The following is a 21221-nucleotide window of genomic DNA, read 5'->3' as shown; positions in this document are numbered from 1 at the left end:
AGCCAGCGCCGAAATGCAGGGCAACCGGACGCGCGGAACCTCGCCGCCGCCCGGAACAGCACGAACTCAGCTCTCGGTGAGCTCGCGGTACGCATCGGCGGTCAGCAGACCCTCGACCGCCGCCGGATCGTCCGGAGTGATCTCCACCAACCACCCCGCACCGTACGGATCCGTGTTGATCACCTCAGGGGTGTCGGCCAACGCCTCGTTGCGCGCCGCCACCGCGCCGCTCAACGGCGCATAGATCTCCGACACGCTCTTCGTCGACTCGATCTCGCCCAGCGACTCACCCGCGGCCACCACCGCACCGGGCTCCGGCAGCTGCACGAACACGATGTCACCCAGGGCGTCCTGCGCGAAGTGCGTGATACCGACGCGGACGACACCACCGTCACCACCGACCACCCACTCGTGCTCGGCGGTGTACCGCAGATCCTCAGGAATCACCAACTGCGTCCTTCGTCATCGGTGCACCGGAGAAACCGGCGCGGCCGCGACCGGTCACGAGACCGGCCGCGCGTGGTCCAGCTTGATCGGCGCGTGCAGCTGCGAAACCTCCACAACCTCACGATCCTCGGAGGTCACGTTACCGCCGCCGTCCCGCACCGATGCGACCACCCCGCCGGGAATGTTCAACGCCGTACGCATCGTCGCCGGATCACCGATCACCATGATCGTGAACGGACCCGTCAACCGCCGCCCGTCCACCACCAGCGCACCCTCGGCCCCGTCCACGAAATACGTCGACGCGATGATCCGCGCCGCCGTACCGTCCGCGCCCTGGATCTGCATCGCCTCCGCGCCCGCACCCCGCAGCTCCTGCACCGCGTCCAGGATCCGCGTCGACGACACCGCCTTCGCCGGCCCCGAGAACCGCACCTCAAGACCCGGACCCACCGCCGGCAACGTACCCGCCAGGATGCCCAGCTCGTCCGCCCGCCGCGTCGCCTCCTCCAGCGCCGCCTGCCGGCCCTGCTCACCCGACCGCAGCTGCCGCTGGCTCTCCTCCAGCAACTCGATCTCCTGGCGCAGCCGCCGCTCCCGCGAATCCAGATCCGACGAGATCCGCACCAGGTCCTCCTCCCGCGTCGCCGCGAGCGTCGGATCCGTCGACGTCGTCTTGAACTGCACCACGAGCGTGAAACCCAGCAGCGCCAGCAACACCGCGATCATCGCGCCCGCCGACGAGAACCGCCGCGCCGCCGACGGCGCCCCGGCACCAGCCGCCGCACCAGGCTCCGGCTCGGACTCCGGCACCGCCTCCCGCTCCGCGGGCTCCGCCACCTCGTCCGGCACCGGCTCCACCGGCGCCAACGGGCTCAACTCGTCCGGATCGGGCGCGTCCGGGCGCGGATCCGGCTCACCCGCCGGACCCGACGGCCGCGCCGGCTCCCCCGGCCGCGGCCACCCGGTACCCGTCTCCCTGTGTTCCTCGCTCATCGCCACAAACCTACGCCCGGAACAGGTGCCGGCGGATCGCCGCCACATTTCCGAAGATGCGCACCCCGAGCACGACCACCACACCCGTGGACAACTGACCGCCCACGCCCAACTGGTCACCCAGGTACACGATCAGAGCCGCCACCAGCACATTCGAGATGAACGACACCACGAACTGCTTGTCGTCGAAGATCCGGTCCAGCTTCGCCCGCACCCCACCGAACACCGCGTCCAACGCGGCCACCACCGCGATCGGCAGATACGGCTGCAACGCCGCCGGCACCGTGGGGTCCAGATACACCCCGAGCACCACACCGGCGAGCAACGCCAGCACCGCGATCATCGGCCACCTCCCGAGGGGCTGGAAGAACCACCCGGGCCGGACGACCCGGGACTCGACGAACCGGCGCCACCCGAACCCGACGGGCGCGCACTCGGACTCACCGAAGGCTCGGCGTAGCGTAGCCGCGGCTGCGGCGCCGCCGGCAAGGTGAGGTCGTCGACCCGCTTCACCCCGAACGACAGACCCGTCGTCCGCGCCACCTCACGCATCAACGCCGCCGCCCGGCTCTCGTCGAACCGGTCCCGCATCGACCTCGGCCCGATCGCCTGCACCTCGTACGGACCCGTCACCGGCCGGTAGTCCACCAGGATCGCCTCACCCGCCGACCGGATCGTCGACGTCGCCGTCAACCGCTGGCCGTTCACCGCCACCGCCTCGGCGCCCGCAGCCCACAACGCGTTCGCGACCTTCTGCAGATCCGAGTACAGCACCCGGGACGGGCCCGCGTCCCCACCGGTCACCCCGTCCTGGTCCGCCGCCGCGTCGGCCAGCCGCACCACCACGCCGTCCCCACGCACCCGGGCCAGGCCGGTCCCCGCCTCCAACGTGCGCAACCGGGACGCCTGCGAACCGCTCAACGCCGCGTCCCGCTGCCGGCTGACCTCCTCACGCAACTGCTCGGCGCGCTCGGTCAACCGGTCGGTCTCCGCCTCCCGCCCCTTGATCTCGGCGACCAGCCCCGCCCGCGCCGTCGCGCGGCTCGGCTCCTCCGCCATCGTCTCCCGGTACGCCACCGCGAACAGGAAACCGATCAGCGCCAGCACCACCAGGCTCACCGGCCGGCCCAGCACCTGCCGCACCCGCGACATCGAGCCCGTCGCCCGGCGCGCCGCCGCGTCCCCGTACCCCGGATCCAGCGGATTGCGGAACAGCTCGGTCAGGAAGTCCGGCGCGTACACCCGGTTCGACGGGTCGCGCTCCTTCTCCCCGTCCCGGGGCGGCGACGTGGTCATGCCGCCGCCCCGGGACGCCCCGCCCGCATGGCCCGCACGAGACGGCTCGCCTGCACCACGTACATCGCGCCGGCGACCCAGTAGAGGACCAGGCCCCACCAGGCCAGCCCCCAGCCGATCGCGCCGGCGGCGGTACCGATGTCCGGCACCGCGTCGGCGAGCAGCAGGATCGGGAACGCCGCCAGCAGCAGGAACGTCGCGGTCTTGCCCACGTAGTGCACCGGCGGCGGGCCGTAGCCGTAGCGGCGCAGCACCCCGAGGGACACCAGCAGCAGCACTTCCCGGGCCAGCAGCGCGCCGGTGAACTGCCAGGGCACCACCTCGCGGGCGGTGAACGCGAGCAGCGTGGCGAGGATGTAGAGGCGGTCGGCCAGCGGGTCGAGCAGCTCCCCGAGCCGGCTCACCTGGCCCAGGCGGCGGGCGATCCAGCCGTCCACCCAGTCGCTGGTGCCGCCGACGGCGAGCACCGCGATGGCGGCGACGTCGGCCCGGACCACGAGGAACAGGTAGAGGAAGATCGGCACGCCGACGAGCCGGACGAAGCTGATCAGGTTGGGCAGGGTGAGGACGCGGTCTCCCACGACCGTGGCGGTCCCGGAATCCGGTTGCTCCGCTGGAGCCGGCCGACGCGACACCGAACCCTCCCTTCGCAGCACGGTCCGGCAGCCGGATGAGCGGCCGCTGGAGGGACGTGCGCGTTGCCGGCCGGTCAGACGCCGGCGCCCTCTGTGATCCCGGGCTGGGACCTCCCCGACGCGGCCCGCCATCGTCGTGATCACGGGCCGCCCAGTTGCGCTGCCACTATATCGGGCTCGCCGCTCTCTTCCGGGTGCCCGCTGCGCCGTTGCTCAGCGGTGTCACGGTGGTGACCGTCACAGCCGCTAAGGCATCCTAGGACACTAGTTGAGCGGTCGCCGGCAGGGCAGACACCGGCGCGCGAAATCAGGCGGTGCGGGCGGTCGAGTCCGACCCTGCCTGCGGGGCGGTGGTCGTCGCGGCCTGACTGAACGCCACCAGCGCCAGCAGCAGCTCGTGCTGCACCCGGTTGGGCATCCGGTCGAGCACGGCCTGCACCGCCCGGTGCCGTCTCTCCTGGAGGTCGCGCAGCAACGTATCCGCCGCCGCGGTCGGGATCAGCCGCACCTCCCGCCGGTCGCGCGGGTCGGCGACCCGGCGCAGCAGGCCGACCGCCTCGAGGCGGTCGCACAGCCTGCTCGCCGACGACGGGACCACGTCCAGCAGCTCGGCCAGCCGGTTCACGTTGGTGTCCGGATGGGACACGATCAGTGACAGCACCCGCAGCTGGGTGGGCGAGACGCTGACGGTGTGCCGGGATGTGGCGGAGTCGAGCACACCGATGAGCGCCTCCGCAGCCGTTTCGATGGCCGCGGCAAGATTCGGAGGTCGCTCCACTCGCTGTCCCCTGCGATCGTCCCGCTCGTGTTCGCTCCGCCGCCCCGGTCACTGCCCCGTCACGTCGCCGGACCGGCTGGAGCCGCGCCAGTCCAGGCAGACGACGACCGCGTCGTCACGGAGATCCGCGTCGGCATGGTACGCATGCAGTTCGCGCATCACCGTACCAACTGCCTCGGTCGCCGGCTGCAGCCGAGTCGACCGCATCGCGCGCGCCATCGCCCGCACACCGTACGGCTCCTGCTCGTCGGGCTCCGCCCCGTACACCCCGTCGCTGACGACGAAGAGGCGATCGCCCGGCTCCAGAGTGAACTCCTGCACGTCGTAGCGGGTCTCGGCGAACATGCCCAGCGGCAGTTGCTGCTCCAGCGCGATCGGCGTGACCCGGCCCCCGCGCAGCCGCAGCAGTTGCGGTGAGCCGGCGTCGACCGCTCGCATCACGCCCCGGCGGCTGTCCAGCTCCAGCAGCAGCGTGGCCACGTGCCGGCTGCCCCGGTGCTGGTAGTAGATGGTGTCCGAGGCCAGCTCCGCCTGTTCCACGAGGCTGCCGCCGGACCGCCTTGCGTTGCGCATGGCGTTCACCGTCATCGCCGTGAGCATCGACGCGGCCAGCCCGCTGCCGGTGCCGTTGAGCACGGTGAGGGTGAGCCGGTCCCCGTCCACCGACCAGTCGAAGTGGTCACCGCCCACCGTGTACGCCGGTTCGAGCTGACCGGCGAGCAGCGCGTCACCGAGCCGTACGCTGCGCCCCGGCAGCAGGTCCCACTGCATCTCGGCGGCCATGCTCAGCCGCTCCCGGCGCCGGGCACGCCGGTAACGGTCGGTCTCCCGGTCGGCCGCCCGGATCGCGACGGCCAGCTCCCCCGCGGCGTCCCGGGCGGCCTCCACAGTGGCCGCGTCCGGGTCGCCGGGCAGCTCCACCATCAGCACGCCGAGCCGCTCCCCCCACACCGACAGCGGCATGTAGGCGCGGCAACGGCCGTCCTCGACGATGTCCAGCACCGGCTCCTGGCTGCTGAAACAGCGCTGTGCGACGGTGTGGGCCAGCAGCGGGCCGCCGTCGGGCACGTCCGGGTCGAGCACCGGCCAGAGTCCGCTGGCGCGGTAGTCGGCGACGAACACCTCCGCCCGCGCGGCCCCGAGCGTCTGGCGGAGCACCGCGTCCGCGGTCTCCGCCAGCTGGTCGGGTGGCGCCGTGCGCAGGGCACGCGACACCGATCCGGACCCCTCCGGCATGCTCATCCTCCGATGACGACTATTGCTACAGGGCAAACATCATACGAAGGCCGCCCGAGGGCGAACGCCCCGCCTCGGCCGGGCGTGACGGGAGCGGCTCAGCCGGCCGGGCGGACCGCCAGCGCGCCGTGGAACGCGTCCGGCACCGGCTCGGGCTCACCCGCCGGCCGCCACCGCGCGACCGGCACGATGCCGTCCCCGGTCGGCTGCCAGCGGCCCAGCAGCGGCGCGAACCGCTCGGGCGCCCGCATCCGGAACGCCGGGCCCATCATGGCCAGCGCCTCGGGGTGCCCGGCCAGCTCCTCGGTGTCGAAGTCGATCGCCAGCCGGCTGCCGGGCGCCACCGCCTGGTACAGCTCGTCGAGCGTACGGGCGAGCGTGTCGTCGTCCAGGAACGCCGCCAGCCCGAGGAAGACCACCCCCACCGGCCGTCTCCCCCAGCCCGGCACGAACCGGTGCAACTGTGCCCGGTCGACGGTCCCGACGTCGGTGGCGTCGCCGTAGCCGTACCCGGCCCGGTCGCTGCCGGCGAGCAGGCTCCGGCCCAGCCGGACCGTCTCCGGGTCGACGTCGGTATAGAGCACTGTCGCCTCCGGCGCGACCTCGTGCACGTTGCCGCAGGTGGGCACGCCCGCGCCGAAGACCAGGAAGCCGTCGACGCCGTCGGCGGCCATGGCCTGTACGGTGCGGCCGAGGAAACCGCGCAGCGACCGGAAGATCGCCGCGCAGGGCCCGTACGCCGCCTCGAACGCGGCGGCCGCTGCGACGTCCACCGGGCGGTGGTGCCGGCCGCCGAGCCAGTAGTCGATCATGCGGGCGGTGCTCGGTCCGTCCGGCTGATCCATCGACGGGGCTCCCTCCCCTGGGCGCTGCACGCCAGCGTACCCACCGGGCGACCCCGGCGGTATCGGCCCCGGCCCGCCCGCCGGGCCGCGATACTGGCCGCGGAGCGCCGGCCACGAGGAGGTACGGGTGAACTCGGCGAACGGGGCCGCGGTGGTGGTCGGGGTGGACGGCTCCGAGCCCGCGACGCGGGCGGTGCGCCTGGCCGCCCGGGAGGCGCGGCGGCGCAACCGCCCGCTGCGGGTGGTGCACGGCTTCATCTGGCCGCTGCTGCGCGTACCGGTCTCCGCGCCGGCCGGGTCGCCACCCGGCGCCGGGCTGCGCAACCAGGCCGAGCAACTGGTCTCCGACGCGGTCGCGGTGGCCGAGGCGGAGTCACCCGGGCTGCGCATCACCGGCGAGATCATCGACGGGGAGGCGGCAGCGGTGCTGCTCGGCGAGTCCCCCACCGCCGCCGTGATCGTGCTCGGTGACCGGGGCCTGGGCGGATTCGCCGCGCTCGTGGTCGGCTCGGTCGCGGTGCAGGTCGCCTCGTACGCCGACTGCCCGGTGCTGATCGCGCGCGGCACCGCCCGGGCGGACGGCCCGGTCGTGGCCGGCGTGGACGGCTCCACGCTGTCACGCGCCGCCGTCGAGTTCGCCGCCGAGACCGCGTCCACGCGGGGCGCGCCGCTGCACGTGGTGCACGCCCGTCCGGCCCCGCGCGGGCGGGACGACGGGGCCGAGGAGGACGAGCGGGTACTCACCGAGGCGCTGGTCGGGATCGGCGAACGGTGGCCGGACCTCACGGTGCACGCCGAGGCGGTACGCGCCAAACCGGTCGCGGCGCTGACCACGGCGTCGGCCGGCGCCCAGCTGCTCGTGGTGGGCCGGCAGGGCCGGGGCGCGCTGGGCGGGCTGCTTCTCGGCTCGGTGAGCCAGGGGATCCTGCACCGCTCCGCCTGCCCGGTCGCGGTGGTCCGGGCCCTGGACTGAGTCGCCGTGGTCCGAGCCCCGGACCGAGCGGCGGCCCGGCCCGGCCCGGCGGGGACCCGCCCGCAACGGTTGGTCCCGGCCCGGACGGGTAGACGCCTACGGTCAGCCGACAGCGATCCGGAGGAGGCAGAGATGCCAGGACCACGGCCGGGCAGCAACGCGTACGACAAGCAGCGGGCACGCCTTCGCGACCTCGTCGAGCAGTCCGGACGGGCGTCCGACAAGGAGGCCAACCAGGTCGCGAACCGGATCCTGCAGGACGACCGGGGGCAACGGGGTGTGGTCCGGGGCGAACGGACCTACGGCCCCAAGGGCAACCGGGAACCGGGTGACCCGAAGTGAGGACGGCAGCGGCTGTCGACGGCGCCATCGCGGGCGCCGTCGGCAGCGCCGTCCTCAACGCGGTCTCCTACCTGGACGTGGCGTTGCGGGCCCGGCCGGCCAGCAGCACCCCGGAATCGGTCGCCGGACGGCTGGCCGACGTGACGCACGTCGACCTGGGCCCCGGCGACGAGGCGGCGAACCGCCGCTCCGGTCTGGGGCCGTTCCTGGGGTACGCCATGGGCATCGCCGCCGGGGCCGGGTTCGGCGTCCTCGCCGCACGCCGGCGGATTCCGCTGCCGCTGGCCACGGTGCTGCTCGGCGGCGGCGTGATGGCCACCTCCGACGGCTCGATGACGGTGCTCGGCGTGACCGACCCGCGTACCTGGCGGCGCAGCGACTGGGTCTCCGACCTGATCCCGCACCTGGCGTACGGCCTGTCGGCCGCAGCCACCTGGCGGCGACTGCGGCCGACGTCGGCTCGCGGCTAGCTGTCGCTCTCGTCGTCGGCCACCGGCTCACCGGCCGGGCCGTACGGCGACACCTGCCCCTTCGGGACGGGACGTCCCGCGTCGGCGTTGGACGTGCCCCCGCCTCGCGAACGGCTGCCCGCCTGGGTGGCCGTCTTGCGGCTGTCCTGGCTGGTGGCGCCGAGATCGTTCCGGCGCAGTTCCTCCTGCTGCGGCTTGACCACGGGTCTCTCCTTCCCGGTGGAGCACACGGCCGTCGACCGCGCACCCGGCCCGCGTACCCGTCGCCGCCCCGCGCATTCCGCATCGGCCCGGAGGTCTGGCCGGGGCCGGGGCGGGTAACCCGGACGGATGCCAGACGATCGCAACGTCGCGCGTGCCCTGCTGGACCGGCAGTCCCGCACGTACGCGGAGGAGGCCGGCATCGCCCTCGCGGACCGGCCCGGCCCGCTCTACCAGTTGCTGGTGCTCACCACGCTGCTGAGCACCCGGATCCGGGCCTCGGTGGCGGTGGCCGCCGCCCGGGAGTTGTTCGCCGCCGGCTACCGCACCCCGCAGGCGATGGAGGCGGCGAGCTGGCAGGACCGGGTCGACGCGCTGGGCCGGGGCCACTACCGGCGCTACGACGAGCGGACGGCCACCATGCTCGGCACCGGCGCCCGGCTGTGCCTCGACCGCTGGCACGGCGACCTGCGCCGGCTGCACAACGAGGCCGGCTCCGAACCGGCCGTGCTGCGCCGGCTGCTCACCGAGTTCCCCGGCATCGGCCCCACCGGTGCGGACATCTTCCTGCGGGAGGCGCAGTCGGTGTGGCCGGACGTGTGCCCGTACGCCGACCGGCGCACGCTCGCCGGGGCGCGGCGGCTGGGCCTGCCGGCGAGCCCCGGTGACCTGGTCGGGCTGGTCGGCGAGGGCGACTTCGGCCGGCTGGCGTCGGCGCTGGTGCGGGTGGCCCTGGGCGAGGAGTCGGCGGGCGAGGTGAGCCGCAGCGCCGCGACGGCACACTGAGCCGGGCGGCTACTTGGCCGGGCCGGGCTTGGTCAGGTTCCAGGCCAGCAGCGACGCGAGCAGCGCCAGCAGCACCACGCCACCGGAGACGCCGCCCTCCCCGCCGCTGTCGCGGCTGCCGCTGAAGCCGAAGTAGATCACGGCCAGTCCGGCCAGCACGGTGACGAACGTACGCATTCCTCGGTCCTTCACGCCCGCACCGTACGACCGGCGGCGGGGCCGGGGACGGGGATCGGGCGGTTGTCCCCCGTCCGGGTGTCAGTCCGGCGTACGGCCGACAGCGGGGCCGCGCAGCCGGACCCGGCGGATCGCCCGTCCCGCCACCTCGACCACTTCGACGGTGAGGCCGGGCAGCCGCACCCGCTCCCCCGTGCCCTCGGGCAGCCGGCCCAGCCCGGCCAGCACCAGCCCGGCCACCGTGGTGTACTCGCGCGACAGCGGAAACGTCACGCGGACGCCCACGTCGGGCAGGTCGTGCAGCGGGAAGTCGCCGGGCAGCAGCAGCGCCCCGTCGGGTTCCCGGACGGCGCGGTGCACATCCCGGTCGGTCTCGTCGTACAGCTCACCGACGACCTCCTCGAGCAGGTCCTCCATGGTGACCAGGCCGTCCACGCCGCCGTACTCGTCGACCACCAGGGCGAGCTGCTCGTGCCGCTGGCGTAGCTGCCGCATCGCGTCGGCCACCGGCAACGTGCCGGGCAGCAGCAACGGCGGGCGGGCGAGGTCGCCGACACGCGCGCCGTCGGCGTCCACCAGGTCGCGGATGTGCACGGTGCCGCACACGTCGTCGAGCCCGCCGGGGCCGATCACCGGTGCCCGGGACCGGCCGGTAGCGGCCAGCCGGCGCATCGCCTCGGCCGCCGGCAGGTCGGCGGGCAACGTGGTCACGTCGCGGCGCGCGACGATGATCTCGCGCAGCGTACGGCCGGCGATGTCGAACGCCCCGGCGAGGATCTCGCGCTGCTGGGCGGACAGGCCGCGCTGGCTGACCAGCATCTCCCGCAGCTCCTCCTCGGTCACCTCCTGCCGGCTGGCGCGCGGGTCGCCGCCGGCGAGCCGGACCAGCAGGTCGGTGGAGCGGCCGAGCAGCCACACCGCCGGCCGGGACAGCCGGGCGAGCAGGTCCAGCGGCCCGGCGCTGATCAGCGCCCACCGCTCCGCCGTCTGCATGGCCAGCCGCTTGGGCGCCAGCTCCCCCACCACGAGCGTGAGGAACGTCAGCAGCAGCGTCACCAGGAACACCGCCACCGGGCGGGCGGCCCCGCCGAGGAAGCCCAGCGGGCCGACCAGCGGCTCGGCCAGCGTCACCGCGGCGGCGGCCGAGGCGAGGAACCCGGCGAGTGTGATGCCGAGCTGGATGGTGGCCAGGTAGCGGTTCGGTTCGCGGGTGAGGCGGCTCAGCCGCGCCCCGGCCCGCCCGGAACGCCCCAGCCGCCGCAGCTGCCCCTCCCGCAGGCTCACCAGCGCCATCTCGCTGCCGGACAGGGCGGCGTTGACGAGGATCAGCACCAGCACCAGCGCGACCTGCACGCCCATCAGTCGGTCTCCAGGTCGTCCAGCGAGATCGCGTGGGTCATCAGCCAGCGGGCCAGCGCGGCCATCCCGAACAGCCACAGCGGCGCCGACTCGGTGGGGCCGTTCGTGGCGAAGATGGCGAATCGCAGGTCCGGGGCGCGGTACGCCTCGATCCGCCACTTGTGGTTCTTGTCCCGCCAGACCGCGGAAGGGTCCATGGCGTCACGGTAGGTGACCGGGACGGGCGGGCGACGCCGGTTGACTCAGCCCGGCGGGCGGACCACCTCGCGGGCGTCGTCGGGCAGCCGCCGGGTGGCCCCGCGCCGGTCCAGCAGTTCCAGCAGCGGCACCGCCACCCGCCGGGTGGTGCCGAGCGCCTGTCGGGCGGCGCTGAGCGTGAACGGCTGCGGCAGCGCGGCGAGCACGCGCACCGCGTCGTCCGGGGCGCCGGGCAGCAGCACCACGTTCTCGGCCAGCTTCAGCAACGCGCCGGCCCGTACCGCGGCGCCGATCTCGCGGGGGCCGAGCCCGAGGTCGGCCAGGTGGTGCGCCTCGGGGGCCTGGAACGGCCGGTCGCCGTACTCGGCCCGGACCCGGTCCACCGCCCGGGCCACCGGGTCCGGCAGGGTCCGCTCGGGGGCGGCGGTGACCAGGCCGTCGCGCAGCCGCAGCGGCGGGCGCAGCAACGCCGTGACCAGGGCACGGTCGGGCAGGTCGAGCCGGTGGCGCAGCACGTCGGCGGGTACGCCCGCGGCGAGCGGATGCTCGGCGGCGTACCGGGTCACCTCCTCGGTGAGGCGGCGGCCCAGATCCCGCCAGTGATCCGGGTCGGCCAGCCACTGCCCGGCCACCGGCGTCGCGGTCGGTGGCACGCCCATCCGGGTCAGGTCACCGGCCCGGGCGAGCCGTCGGCGGCGCAGCTCCCCGGCCAGGTCCGGCCGCCCGTCCAGGCCGGCGAGCACGGCCGCGCGGGCGGCCGCCGCGCCCCGGCGGCGCAGCGGCGGCGGGTCCACGTCCAGCACCGTCACGCCGCCCGCCACGTGGTGCCGGCCGGGGTCGCGCAGCAGCGCACGGTCCCCGATCAGCAGCGGTAACGGGCGGGCCAGGCGCAGCCGTACCGTGTCCGGGCCCAGCGGCCGGACCTGGGCGGGCACCGCCGCGGAGCCCACGTGCAGGGTGAGCGTGGCCGGCAGGTCGGCGGCCGGATCGCCGGACAGCCGCACGTCGAGCAGCTCGGTACGCCCGAACCGGCCGGGCGTGAGCAGCGCGTCGCCGCGCCCGACCCGGTCGCGGGACAGCCCGCGCAGGTTCACCGCGACCCGGGCCACCGCCTCGACCTCGGTCCGGGCCGTGCCGAGCGAGTGCAGTCCGCGTACCCGCACCGCCTCGCCGTCGGCGGTCAGCTCCAGCTCGTCGCCGGTGCGAAGCCGGCCACCGCCGAGTGTGCCGGTGACCACCGTGCCGCTGCCTCGGACGGTGAACGCCCGGTCCACCCAGAGCCGCACCGGCGCGTCCCGCGCCGGGTCGGGGAGCCGGGCGGTCAGGCGGTCCAGTGCGGCGCGCAGCTCGGGGAGCCCGGCGCCGGTGACCGCGGAGACCGGCACCGCCTCCACCTCACCCAGCGAGGTCGCGGCGATCTCCGTCCGGGCCCGCGCAGCCGCCGGCCCCGGGTCGGCCAGGTCCGCGCGGGTGACAACGAGCAGCCCGTACGACACGCCCAGCGCGTCCAGCGCGGCCAGGTGCTCGGCGGACTGCGGCATCCAGCCCTCGTCGGCTGCCACGACGATCAGCGCGGCCGGGACCGGGCCGACACCGGCCAGCATGTTCGGCACGAACCGCTCGTGTCCCGGTACGTCGACGAAGGCGATCGTGCCGCCCGACGGCAGTGTGGTCCAGGCGAAGCCGAGGTCGATGGTCATGCCGCGGCGGCGTTCCTCCGCCCACCGGTCCGGTTCCATCCCGGTCAGCGCCCGCACCAGCGTGGACTTGCCGTGGTCGACGTGCCCGGCGGTCGCCACCACCCACATGCCGGTCAGTCCCCCACGCTCAGCACGGCCGCGCGGACCCGGTCGTCGGCGTCCTCCGGCACGGCGCGCAGGTCCAGCAGGAGCCGGCCGTGCAGCACCCGGCCGAGGACCGCCGGGTCGCCGGTGCGCAGCGGCTCGGCGTACCGCTCGGGCAGGCTCAGCGCCCACGAGTCCAGCTCCACGCCGGGTGCCCCGCCGCCGCCGACGACCGCAGCCGACGGCACCACCTCGGCCTTGCAGCCGTCCTCGCCGAGCCGGTCCCGTAGCCGTTCCAGCCGCTCCCGCAGCCGGGCCGGGTCGGCGTGCAGCGCGTCCCGGGTGGGCGTGGTCGGGGCGTACAGGGTGGCGGCGAGCGCGGCGAGGGTGAGCTTGTCGACCCGCAGCGCCCGCGCCAGCGGGTGCCGGCGCAGCCGGTGCACCAGGTCGGCGTCGCCGAGCAGCAGGCCGGCCTGCGGGCCGCCGAGCAGCTTGTCGCCGCTCGCGGTGACCAGGTGCGCGCCCGCGCGCAGCGTGGTGGCCGCGTCCGGCTCGGCGGGCAGCAGCGGATCAGGCGCGAGCAGGCCCGACCCGATGTCGACCACCACCGGTACGCCGAGCGTCGCCAGCTCGGCCACCGGCACCGCCGAGGTGAAGCCGGTGACCACGAAGTTCGACGGATGCACCTTGAGCACGAACCCGGTCCGCTCGCCGATCGCCGCTTCGTAGTCGGCGCGGGTGGTGCGGTTGGTGGTGCCCACCTCGCGCAGCCGCGCACCGGTGCTGGCCAGCAGGTCGGGCAGGCGGAACCCGTCGCCGATCTCGACCAGCTCACCGCGACTCACCACGATCTCCCGGCCGGCGGCCAGCGCGGTCGCGGCGAGCGCCAGCGCGGCGGCGCCGTTGTTCACCACGTGCACCGCCCCGGCGTCGGGCACGGCCGCGGCGAGCGCGTCGAGCGCCTCCCGGCCGCGCCGGGCCCGCAGCCCGGTACGCAGGTCCAGCTCCACGTCGGTGTGCCCGGCGGCGGCGACCAGCGCGTCCACGGCGGACGGGGCGAGCGGGGCGCGACCCAGGTTGGTGTGCAGCACGACGCCGGTGGCGTTGAGCACCGCCCGTGGCGTACGGCCGGGCAGGTCGGCCAGCGCCGCGTCGCGTACCTGATCGGGGGTCAGCTCGCCGCGACGGGCGCGGTCCTGCGCGCGGACGATCGCGGCCTTGACCCGGTCGCGGCCGAGAGTGCCGGCGGCGGCGGCCAGCGCGGGATCGGCGAGCAGCGCGTCGGTGCGCGGCACCCGCCGTCGCGGGTCGACCTCACGCATCGGCGCACTCCCGGGGAACGGTTTGGCGGAGACGGACGGGAATCGAACCCGCCTGGCCCGGGTCCCGGACCACACCGGTTTTGAAGACCGGGAGGGGCACCAGCCGCCTGAACGCCTCCACGAAGCAGTCAACCACAGCGGCCGGAAGGCCGCCCGGGGAGGTGTCAGTCCTGGTCGGCGGCCCGCCGGTCGGCGCGTTCGCGCTGCGGCACCACCGTGTACCGCGGATCCCGGGCGGACGCGACCCCGCCGTGGAAGATGCCGAACCGGGTGCACGCCGACGCGGCGATCAGCGCACCGCCGGACAGCGCGGACAGCACCCGGCTGCGCCGGCCGATCAGCGCGCCCGCCACACCGGCGGCGGTCAGCGCCCGGCCCGCGCGCAGCAGCTTCCCCGGCGTGCCCTGCGTGTAGGGCTCACTGAGCAGGCCGAGCCGGTTCTCCACCCGGTGCGAACCCCACAACTCCATCGCCGCGCCCGCGACCGCCATGCGCCGCGCCGGGCCGGCCTGCGCGCAGGGCGCGGCCACCAGCCCGACACCGGCGCCGCTGGCCAGCGCGCTGCCCGCGAAGATGGCGGGCAGTTCCGGGTACGCCTCGTGCCACGACGGCACCGCCGTGTCCGCCAGCAGCACCCCGGTGTACGTGGCCAGCGCAGGCGCGGTGACGGCGGCGACCACACCGGCGGCGTGCCCGGCCGGGGGCAGCAGCCGGCGGCCGAGCCCCAGCACGCCGCGCCCGGGCAGCAGCGGGGCCGCCTCGGCGACCGCGGCGACCCCGGCGGCCGGGCCGAACACGCTGAGGATCCAGGTGCCCACCGACATCGGCGAGGTCACCTTCGCCACCCGCAGCATGTGGTGGAAACGCGACGGCCGGCCCAGGTCGTTGACCAGGAAGTACGTGCTGGCGCCGACGCCCGCGAGCGCGGCGACCCGGCCGGCGCGGCGCAGCGCGGGACGGCCGGTGAACTGGCCGCCCGCGGCGAGCAGCGACGACCCGGCGGCGAGACCGCCGGTGAACAGGTACGCGGCGATGTCCCACCGCCACACCGGCGGCTTGAGGATGGGCCGGCCGTAGTAGGAGGTGAACTCGGCCGGCGGGACGTTCAGCTGCTCCCCACCGCCCTTGCCGCCCTTGCCGCGGCGCCGGCGCGGTGCCGCGTCGCGGGGCGGGTGCGGGGCCAGCCCGGCGTCGCGGGAGCCCGCGTCGGTGCGGCCCACCCCGGGACCGGCGGCGGTGGCCCGGCTGCCGCTCTCCCGCCCGGCGGCGCTGCGGCTCTCCCGCCCGGCGGCGCTGCCGTTCTCGCGTTCCGCGGACAGGCGCTCGCGGAAACGGCGGAACAGGTCACCGACTGGTCGGTCCGGGCTCACGACGATCCTCCGGCGAACGCGGCGACGGCAGCCGCCGCCATGGCCAGCGCGGCCAGCCCGGCCCGCTTCCACATCTTCGGCAGGTCCCGGGTGGTGACCACCGGGTCCGGCGGCAACCCGTACACCTCGGGTTCGTCCAGCAGCAGGAAGAACGCACCGTCGCCGCCGACGCCGTCGGTCGGGTCATGGCCGTACAGACGTGCCTCCGGCACCCCCCGCTCGTGCAGCGCGGCGACCCGCGTGGCGGCGCGTTCCCGCAGCTCGTCGAGCGGGCCGTACTGGATCGACTCGGTCGGGCAGGCCTGCGCGCAGGCGGGTGTCATGCCCGCGCCGATCCGGTCGTAGCAGAGCGTGCACTTCCACGCCCGGCCGTCGCCCTTGCGCTGGTCGATCACGCCGTACGGGCAGGCGGAGATGCAGTAGCCGCAGCCGTTGCAGATGTCCTCCTGCACCACCACCGTGCCGAACTCGGTGCGGAACAGCGAACCGGTCGGGCACACGTCCAGGCAGGCCGCGTGCGTGCAGTGCTTGCACACGTCGGACATCATCAGCCAGCGGAAGTCGGTGCGGCTCTCCACGCCGGTGCCCCGCCCGGGCGGGGCAGTGCCGGGCATGCCGAGGAACTCCGGCCCGGCAGCCATCCGCGCCGCCGCCTCCGGCTGCCCCGGTGGCAGGCCGGGGTTCGTACCGGTGTCGGGTGCCGTCACCGCGCCGACGGCCGCGGACGCCGGGCTGGTCGCCGGGCCGGTCGGGTCACCCGCGAACGGCGGCGTGCGGTGCCCGGCCGGGCGGGGCTGCTCGATGAACGCCACGTGCCGCCACGAGTTCGCGGTGAGCGCGCCGGTGTTGTCGTACGACATGCCGAGCAGGTCGAAGCCCGAGTCGGGGACGTCGTTCCACTCCTTGCAGGCGACCTCGCACGCCTTGCAGCCGATGCAGACGCTGGTGTCGGTGAAGAAGCCCATCCGGGGCGGCGCGTCGACCCAGCCCGCGTCCGGGGCCGGGTCGAGCGGGCCGTACAGGCTGTTGGCGTCAGGCATGCGGTTCCCCGTCCTGGTGCGCGGCGGGCGACTGCTCGTCGGTGCTGCCGGCGGCGTCGTCCCCGCCGGCCGCGTCGGTGGTCACCATCGGCACCTTGCGGTCCGCCGTCATGGCGGCCCGCCGCTGGTAGTCGCCGACCAGGTCGAGCAACGGAGGGCCGGTGGGGCGACGGCCGGGCCGGATGTCGCAGGTGCCGACCTTGCTCTCCTGGATGAGGACGTTCGGGTCCAGCGTGATGCCGAACAGGTCGTTCGCCGAGTCGCCGGTGACCAGACCCTCGGTGCCGAAGTGGTACGGCAGCCAGACCTGGTGGATGATCCGGCCGTCCACCCGCAGCGGGGTGAGCCGGTCGGTGACGAGAACCCGCGCCTCGATCACCGCCCGGCCGCTGATCAGGTGCGCCCAGCCCAGGTGCGCCAGCCCGACCTCGCCGGCCAGCTCCGGGGACACCTCGACGAACATCTCCGGTTGCAGCTCGGCCAGGCGCGACACGGTACGGCTCATCCCGCCGGCGGTGTGGTGCTCGGTGAGGCGGCTGACCGTGAACACGTACGGGAAGACCTGGCTGTGCGGCTCCGGCGGACTCGGGTTCATCCGGTTGATCGGGTGCTCGTAGATCTTGCGGGTCGGGTTGGCCTGCTGACCGTAGAGCGGGTTGCGCATCGGCGACTCGGCCGGCTCGTAGTGCGTCGGCAGCGGCCCGTCGAGGACGCCGCTCGGCGCGTACAGCCACGCCTTGCCGTCGCCCTGCATGACGAACGGGTCGTCACCGGCGAGCGCGGCCGGGCCCGAGGCGCCCTCGGGCGGCCGGTACGACGGCGGCTTCGTCTTCTCGAAGTCCGGCACGTCGTACCCGGTCCACTCGCCGGCGTCCGCATCCCACCAGACGTACTTCTTGCGCTCGCTCCACGGGCGGCCGTCCGGGTCGGCGGAGGCGCGGTTGTAGAGCGTGCGGCGGTTCGCCGGCCACGCCCAGCCCCACTCGGCCGCCACCCAGTCCTGCTCGTGCCGGGACCGGCGGCGGGCCGCCTGGTTCACCCCGTCGGCGTAGACGCCGGAGTAGATCCAGCAGCCGATCGCCGTGGAGCCGTCGTCGCGGGCCTCGCCGAAGGCGTTGAGCGGGCGGCCGGTGGCCACCTCGTACCCGTTGATCTCCTTGAGCACCGCCTCGGCGCTCGGCTCCGCGTGCGGACCGTGCGTCGGGTAGTCCCAGGCCAGGTCCAGCAGCGCGCGGTCGCGGCGCTCGGTGGAGGCGGCCAGCTTCTCCCGCAGCACCCGGCCGAGGTGGTAGAAGAACCACAGCTCGGAGCGGGCGTCGCCCGGCGGGTCGACGGCCTTCTCCCGCCACTGCAGCAGCCGCTGCGTCTGGGTGAACGTGCCCTCCTTCTCCACGTGCGAGGCCGCCGGCAGGAAGAACACCTCGGTGCGGCACTCCTCCGGCACGATCTCGCCGGTGGCGACCTCCGGGCTGTTCTTCCAGAACGTGGCGCTCTCGATCATGAACAGGTCGCGGACGACGAGCCAGTCCAGGTTGGCCATGCCCAGGCGCTGGGCCCGGCCGTGCGCCGACCCGACCGCCGGGTTCTGGCCGAGCAGGAAGTAGCCCTTCACCCTGCCGTCGATCATGTTCAGGACCTGCTGGTACGTGCCGTGGTCGCCGGTCATCCGGGGCATGTACCCGTAGCAGAAGTCGTTCTCCGGCGTCGCCGCGTCACCCCAGTACGCCTTGAGCAGGCTCGCCGCGAAAGCCCGCGAGTTGCCCCAGAAGCCCTTCTGGCCCGGGTGCCGGATGCTGTCCACCCACTCGTCGAACGTCGGGTGGTCGGCGTGGTGCGGCATCGGCAGGTAGCCGGGCAGCAGGTTGAACAGCGTCGGGATGTCGGTGGAGCCCTGGATGCTGGCGTGGCCGCGCAGCGCCAGGATGCCACCGCCCGGCCGGCCCATGTTGCCCAGCAGCGTCTGGATGATCGAGCCGGTCCGGATGTACTGCACGCCGACGCTGTGCTGCGTCCAGCCGACCGAGTAGACGAGCGCTCCGGTGCGCTCCCGCCCCGAGTTCTCCGTCCAGGCGCGGGCCAGCTCGAGGAACTTCTCCTCCGGGATGCCGCACACGCGGGCCACCATCTCCGGGGTGTAGCGGGAGAAGTGGCGCTTCAGGATCTGGTAGACGCAGCGCGGGTGCTGCAACGTCTCGTCCCGTGGCGCCTGCGCCGGCACCGGCTCGCCGTGCGACTCGTGCTCCAGCCCGGAGGCCGAGTCGCGTTCCTTACCGGTGCCCCGGATCTTGGCGTTGTCCTCCTGCCCCTCGTACTGCCAGCTCGCGTGGTCGTACGAGCCGGTGTCCGGGTTGTAGCCGGAGAACAGGCCGTCCAGGTCCTCGGTGTCGACGAACTGCTCGCTGACGATGTTGGCCGCGTTGGTGTACGCCAGCACGTACTCCCGGAAGTCGAGCTCGTTCTCCAGGATGTAGCGCACCACGCCGCCGAGCAGCGCGATGTCCGTGCCCGCCCGGATCGGCAGGTACGTGTCGGCGAGCGCGCTGGTACGCGTGAACCGCGGGTCGACGTGGAAGACCTTCGCGCCGCGCTTCTTCGCCTCCATCACCCACTGGAAGCCCACCGGGTGAGCCTCGGCCATGTTCGAGCCCTGGATGACGATGACGTCAGCGTTGACGAGGTCCTGCTGGAAGTCCGTGGCGCCGCCACGACCGAAGCTGGTCCCCAGACCGGGGACGGTGGCGGAGTGTCAAATACGGGCCTGGTTCTCGATCTGGAGTGCCCCCATCGCCGTGAACAGCTTCTTGATGAGGTAGTTCTCCTCGTTGTCCAGCGTCGCGCCGCCGAGGCTGGAGATGCCGAGCGTCCGGTTCAGCGGGCGGCCCTCGTCGTCGACGTCCTCCCAGGTCTCCGCGCGGGCGGCGAGGATCCGGTCGGCGATCATGTCGAGCGCGACGTCGAGATCCAGGTCTTCCCACTCGGTCGCGTACGGCCGACGGTAGCGGACCTTGGTCTGGCGCAGCGGGCTGGTCACCAGGCTCTTGCTGGCCGAGCCCTTCGGGCAGAGCCGGCCGCGCGAGATCGGGCTGTCCGGGTCGCCCTCGATCTGGGTGACCTTGCCGCCGGAGTGGAAGACGCGCTGCCCGCAGCCGACCGCGCAGTACGGGCAGACGGAGCGGGCCATGCCGTCGGCGGTCTCGGTGCGGGGAGCCAGCTCGGCGGAGCGCGCCGACTGGGCGGCGGCGCCGCGACCGAGCGGGTCGGTGCCGGTGAGTTGCCGGTATACCGGCCACCCCTGGATGAACGTCTTGAAACCCATCCGGGCACCCCCTCTCCGTCGAGAACGGCTCACCTCTGCCTGTAACCCTAGGCCAGCGGTGCGGGGCGTGCGACTCGAGCCCGAAGACAGAGCCGCCCCGGCCGGATGGCCGGGGCGGCTCTGGGCGTCGGTGTGCATGTCGCCTCTCGGCGAGTGGCGCGACGCGGCTCCAGCCGAACGGTATTCCGCGAAGGCAATTTAGGTGAGGCCCGGGGACACTGGACACACCGACGCTCTGCACAACGGTACCGGGGTCACGGTTCTTCCGCTCGTTCGTCGTGACCCCGGTCACCGCCGGGTCAGCTGTTCCAGTGCTCGGCCACCAGGTCGGCGGCCTGCTGCTCCCACTGGGCGTAGTGGTCCGGGTAAGCGGACACCTGGACGGTCTGGGCGGCCTTGGTCAGGGGCATGTCCTGCCAGCCGTCGACCTGCTTCAGACCCTTCAGAAACGCCGTGGTCGAGTACTCGGGGTCCGTGATCTGCTCCACCGTGCCCCACCCACTGGACGGACGCTGCTGGAACAGGCCCAGCGAGTCATGGTCGTTGCGGTCGCCGAGGTGGCCGAGGTTCTCCAGCTTCGACTCCTGCAACGCGGTGGCGATCGACACGACCGCGGCGCGCTCGTCCATACCGGCCTTCTTCGTCGCCGCGATGATGGCCTTGACGTTGGCGGTCTGCTCGTCGTCGAGGTCGATGTGGGACTGGGTGCCCTGCACGCCGTGCGGGATGAGCGCGGCGGTGTCGAGCTTCGCGGCCTGGGTGGTGACGGCCGTGTCCCGTACCGGGGTGGTGGTGTCGTGGTTGAGGGGGCCGGCGGCGAGGCCACCGGCGACGGTCAGACCGGCGATACCGAGGATGCTCTTACGCAGGATGCTGTTCATGGTGGGCTCCGTTCGGGGGTCGACGCACCCGGGGGTGGGCGCGTGGGCACCGTCAGGCGCACAGAAGTCTTCGGGGGATCCGGCGCCTGCTCACGCGGCCCGCGGACGCCGGGGGTGGCGTTCGGGGCTCACTGGTCGCGCCGGAGACATGTCCAACGACCGCCGGCCCGGGATCATTCCCGGACGCTGCCGCCCGCGTTCTCGAGGTGCGGGGGGCGCTGCTGCGGTCGTTCACCAGGTATAACGCCCCGACCCCGCCACCGATTCCGCCGCCCGGGTGTCGCCGACCACCCCGAAACCGGACACCGACGCATCCCCGGACACGCCGCGTCGATCATGAGGTTGACCGCACACGATGTCCGGTTCGTCACCGTCAACCTCATGGTCAGTTGGGAGGTCGGGCCGCCGACGGCAGACCCGCCCGCAAAGCAGGCCCCCAAGCGGATGTCGCCGGAGTCGGTGGAGCGTCCCGCGAGAGATCTTGGTGCCGAACGGCCCCCATAAGGGCGGGGACGCACCAAGATCTCCATCCGGCGGCGGTAAAGAGCAAGCACAGGGCGGCCCCCGGCGCGAGGGGCGCCCGGCGAACCTCACCAGGTCCCGCGCGCGCCACCACGCGGAGATCTTGGAAGGAAACGGCCCTCATGGGGGCCGACATCTTCCAAGATCTCCGGTGGGTGCCGCCCGAGGTGAACAAGGCGAGCGATTGCGACGGGCGATCATGAAGTTGGCGCCACAAGCTGACCGGTTTGTCCGGTCCAACTTCATGATC

At 74.0% G+C, this 21221-nt stretch carries 22 protein-coding genes and 1 tRNA gene; 4 read left to right on the top strand and 19 right to left on the bottom strand.

The window, feature by feature from the left end; translation table 11 throughout:
* Nucleotides 1–66 precede the first annotated feature (66 nt).
* From gcvH to F8279_RS19325, 8 genes are all read right to left on the bottom strand, one after another.
* Nucleotides 67–447 (bottom strand): glycine cleavage system protein GcvH, encoded by a 381-nt coding sequence (gene gcvH / locus F8279_RS19360; RefSeq protein ID WP_091426882.1) that lies wholly within the window; start codon nucleotides 445–447, stop codon nucleotides 67–69.
* 54 nt (nucleotides 448–501) lie between these two features.
* The gene (locus tag F8279_RS19355) at nucleotides 502–1440 is read right to left on the bottom strand and encodes a DUF881 domain-containing protein (protein WP_151500674.1); all 939 of its coding nucleotides are present in this window, start codon (nucleotides 1438–1440) and stop codon (nucleotides 502–504) included.
* A gap of 10 nt (nucleotides 1441–1450) precedes the next feature.
* Nucleotides 1451–1783, bottom strand: coding sequence for a small basic family protein (locus F8279_RS19350; RefSeq protein WP_091426880.1), 333 nt, complete (start codon nucleotides 1781–1783; stop codon nucleotides 1451–1453).
* Entirely contained in the window at nucleotides 1780–2736 is a 957-nt protein-coding gene (locus F8279_RS19345; protein ID WP_151500673.1) for a DUF881 domain-containing protein, read from the bottom strand. Before F8279_RS19345 ends, F8279_RS19350 begins: the two co-directional genes overlap by 4 nt.
* Complete coding sequence (locus F8279_RS19340; RefSeq protein WP_175438872.1) at nucleotides 2733–3317, bottom strand: CDP-alcohol phosphatidyltransferase family protein; 585 nt, start codon at nucleotides 3315–3317, stop codon at nucleotides 2733–2735. Before F8279_RS19340 ends, F8279_RS19345 begins: the two co-directional genes overlap by 4 nt.
* Nucleotides 3318–3678: 361 nt before the next feature.
* Nucleotides 3679–4149, bottom strand: coding sequence for a MarR family transcriptional regulator (locus F8279_RS19335; protein WP_151500672.1), 471 nt, complete (start codon nucleotides 4147–4149; stop codon nucleotides 3679–3681).
* A 48-nt stretch (nucleotides 4150–4197) separates the two neighbouring features.
* Nucleotides 4198–5385 (bottom strand): PP2C family protein-serine/threonine phosphatase, encoded by a 1188-nt coding sequence (locus F8279_RS19330; protein ID WP_151500671.1) that lies wholly within the window; start codon nucleotides 5383–5385, stop codon nucleotides 4198–4200.
* 98 nt (nucleotides 5386–5483) lie between these two features.
* A complete protein-coding gene (locus F8279_RS19325) occupies nucleotides 5484–6230 on the bottom strand; it encodes an SAM-dependent methyltransferase (protein ID WP_091426875.1) in 747 nt (248 codons plus the stop codon).
* Between the two features lie 127 nt (nucleotides 6231–6357).
* Here F8279_RS19325 and F8279_RS19320 point away from each other — a divergent pair, with 127 nt between their 5' ends.
* The 3 genes from F8279_RS19320 (at nucleotide 6358) to F8279_RS19310 (ending at nucleotide 8015) form a co-directional block, all read left to right on the top strand.
* Entirely contained in the window at nucleotides 6358–7203 is an 846-nt protein-coding gene (locus F8279_RS19320) for a universal stress protein (protein WP_151500670.1), read from the top strand.
* A 132-nt stretch (nucleotides 7204–7335) separates the two neighbouring features.
* Nucleotides 7336–7545, top strand: coding sequence for a hypothetical protein (locus F8279_RS19315; RefSeq protein ID WP_013286381.1), 210 nt, complete (start codon nucleotides 7336–7338; stop codon nucleotides 7543–7545).
* The gene (locus tag F8279_RS19310; protein ID WP_091426873.1) at nucleotides 7542–8015 is read left to right on the top strand and encodes a hypothetical protein; all 474 of its coding nucleotides are present in this window, start codon (nucleotides 7542–7544) and stop codon (nucleotides 8013–8015) included. The genes F8279_RS19315 and F8279_RS19310 overlap by 4 nt, the downstream gene beginning before the upstream one ends.
* On the opposite strand, the gene F8279_RS19305 is transcribed toward F8279_RS19310, so the two are convergent.
* Entirely contained in the window at nucleotides 8012–8218 is a 207-nt protein-coding gene (locus tag F8279_RS19305; protein ID WP_091426872.1) for a hypothetical protein, read from the bottom strand. The two genes, F8279_RS19310 and F8279_RS19305, sit on opposite strands and share 4 nt — an antisense overlap.
* A 127-nt stretch (nucleotides 8219–8345) precedes the next feature.
* Here F8279_RS19305 and F8279_RS19300 point away from each other — a divergent pair, with 127 nt between their 5' ends.
* Complete coding sequence (locus tag F8279_RS19300) at nucleotides 8346–9002, top strand: hypothetical protein (RefSeq protein WP_091426871.1); 657 nt, start codon at nucleotides 8346–8348, stop codon at nucleotides 9000–9002.
* 9 nt (nucleotides 9003–9011) lie between these two features.
* Here the strand turns inward: F8279_RS19300 and F8279_RS19295 are convergent, their stop codons facing one another.
* The 10 genes from F8279_RS19295 to F8279_RS19245 all read right to left on the bottom strand — a co-directional run bounded on the left by F8279_RS19295 (nucleotide 9012) and on the right by F8279_RS19245 (nucleotide 20449).
* A complete protein-coding gene (locus F8279_RS19295) occupies nucleotides 9012–9194 on the bottom strand; it encodes a hypothetical protein (protein ID WP_091426870.1) in 183 nt (60 codons plus the stop codon).
* Between the two features lie 66 nt (nucleotides 9195–9260).
* Nucleotides 9261–10538: a hemolysin family protein gene (locus F8279_RS19290; RefSeq protein WP_151500669.1), complete on the bottom strand. Its 1278-nt coding sequence runs from the start codon at nucleotides 10536–10538 to the stop codon at nucleotides 9261–9263.
* Nucleotides 10538–10735, bottom strand: coding sequence for a hypothetical protein (locus F8279_RS19285; protein ID WP_013286387.1), 198 nt, complete (start codon nucleotides 10733–10735; stop codon nucleotides 10538–10540). The genes F8279_RS19290 and F8279_RS19285 overlap by 1 nt, the downstream gene beginning before the upstream one ends.
* A gap of 45 nt (nucleotides 10736–10780) precedes the next feature.
* Nucleotides 10781–12544, bottom strand: coding sequence for a selenocysteine-specific translation elongation factor (gene selB, locus F8279_RS19280; RefSeq protein ID WP_151500668.1), 1764 nt, complete (start codon nucleotides 12542–12544; stop codon nucleotides 10781–10783).
* A 5-nt stretch (nucleotides 12545–12549) separates the two neighbouring features.
* The gene (gene selA / locus F8279_RS19275) at nucleotides 12550–13842 is read right to left on the bottom strand and encodes an L-seryl-tRNA(Sec) selenium transferase (protein ID WP_151500667.1); all 1293 of its coding nucleotides are present in this window, start codon (nucleotides 13840–13842) and stop codon (nucleotides 12550–12552) included.
* A gap of 23 nt (nucleotides 13843–13865) precedes the next feature.
* Nucleotides 13866–13961 (bottom strand) — tRNA-Sec (locus F8279_RS19270).
* Between the two features lie 45 nt (nucleotides 13962–14006).
* Nucleotides 14007–15212: an NrfD/PsrC family molybdoenzyme membrane anchor subunit gene (gene nrfD / locus F8279_RS19265; protein ID WP_091426866.1), complete on the bottom strand. Its 1206-nt coding sequence runs from the start codon at nucleotides 15210–15212 to the stop codon at nucleotides 14007–14009.
* A complete protein-coding gene (locus F8279_RS19260) occupies nucleotides 15209–16252 on the bottom strand; it encodes a 4Fe-4S dicluster domain-containing protein (RefSeq protein ID WP_091426865.1) in 1044 nt (347 codons plus the stop codon). The genes nrfD and F8279_RS19260 overlap by 4 nt, the downstream gene beginning before the upstream one ends.
* Entirely contained in the window at nucleotides 16245–19568 is a 3324-nt protein-coding gene (gene fdh / locus F8279_RS19255) for a formate dehydrogenase (RefSeq protein WP_208577442.1), read from the bottom strand. The genes F8279_RS19260 and fdh overlap by 8 nt, the downstream gene beginning before the upstream one ends.
* A 299-nt stretch (nucleotides 19569–19867) precedes the next feature.
* Complete coding sequence (locus F8279_RS19245; RefSeq protein WP_151500665.1) at nucleotides 19868–20449, bottom strand: hypothetical protein; 582 nt, start codon at nucleotides 20447–20449, stop codon at nucleotides 19868–19870.
* Nucleotides 20450–21221 lie beyond the last annotated feature (772 nt).

It is taken from the genome of Micromonospora sp. AMSO1212t, from assembly GCF_008868145.1.
Lineage (GTDB): Bacteria > Actinomycetota > Actinomycetes > Mycobacteriales > Micromonosporaceae > Micromonospora > Micromonospora tulbaghiae.
The sequence above is the reverse complement of the archived record's forward strand: the minus strand, read 5'-3'. Positions and strand labels throughout refer to the sequence as shown.

What these genes read in the sequence shown, in the direction of transcription:
- F8279_RS19355 (WP_151500674.1), bottom strand. Translation starts at nt 1,440, where the DNA reads ATGAGCGAGGAACACAGGGAGACGGGTACCGGGTGGCCGCGGCCGGGG.
- F8279_RS19350 (WP_091426880.1), bottom strand. Translation starts at nt 1,783, where the DNA reads ATGATCGCGGTGCTGGCGTTGCTCGCCGGTGTGGTGCTCGGGGTGTAT.
- F8279_RS19345 (WP_151500673.1), bottom strand. Translation starts at nt 2,736, where the DNA reads ATGACCACGTCGCCGCCCCGGGACGGGGAGAAGGAGCGCGACCCGTCG.
- F8279_RS19330 (WP_151500671.1), bottom strand. Translation starts at nt 5,385, where the DNA reads ATGCCGGAGGGGTCCGGATCGGTGTCGCGTGCCCTGCGCACGGCGCCA.
- F8279_RS19325 (WP_091426875.1), bottom strand. Translation starts at nt 6,230, where the DNA reads ATGGATCAGCCGGACGGACCGAGCACCGCCCGCATGATCGACTACTGG.
- F8279_RS19315 (WP_013286381.1), top strand. Translation starts at nt 7,336, where the DNA reads ATGCCAGGACCACGGCCGGGCAGCAACGCGTACGACAAGCAGCGGGCA.
- F8279_RS19300 (WP_091426871.1), top strand. Translation starts at nt 8,346, where the DNA reads ATGCCAGACGATCGCAACGTCGCGCGTGCCCTGCTGGACCGGCAGTCC.
- F8279_RS19290 (WP_151500669.1), bottom strand. Translation starts at nt 10,538, where the DNA reads ATGGGCGTGCAGGTCGCGCTGGTGCTGGTGCTGATCCTCGTCAACGCC.
- F8279_RS19285 (WP_013286387.1), bottom strand. Translation starts at nt 10,735, where the DNA reads ATGGACCCTTCCGCGGTCTGGCGGGACAAGAACCACAAGTGGCGGATC.
- selB (WP_151500668.1), bottom strand. Translation starts at nt 12,544, where the DNA reads ATGTGGGTGGTGGCGACCGCCGGGCACGTCGACCACGGCAAGTCCACG.
- selA (WP_151500667.1), bottom strand. Translation starts at nt 13,842, where the DNA reads ATGCGTGAGGTCGACCCGCGACGGCGGGTGCCGCGCACCGACGCGCTG.
- F8279_RS19260 (WP_091426865.1), bottom strand. Translation starts at nt 16,252, where the DNA reads ATGCCTGACGCCAACAGCCTGTACGGCCCGCTCGACCCGGCCCCGGAC.
- F8279_RS19245 (WP_151500665.1), bottom strand. Translation starts at nt 20,449, where the DNA reads ATGAACAGCATCCTGCGTAAGAGCATCCTCGGTATCGCCGGTCTGACC.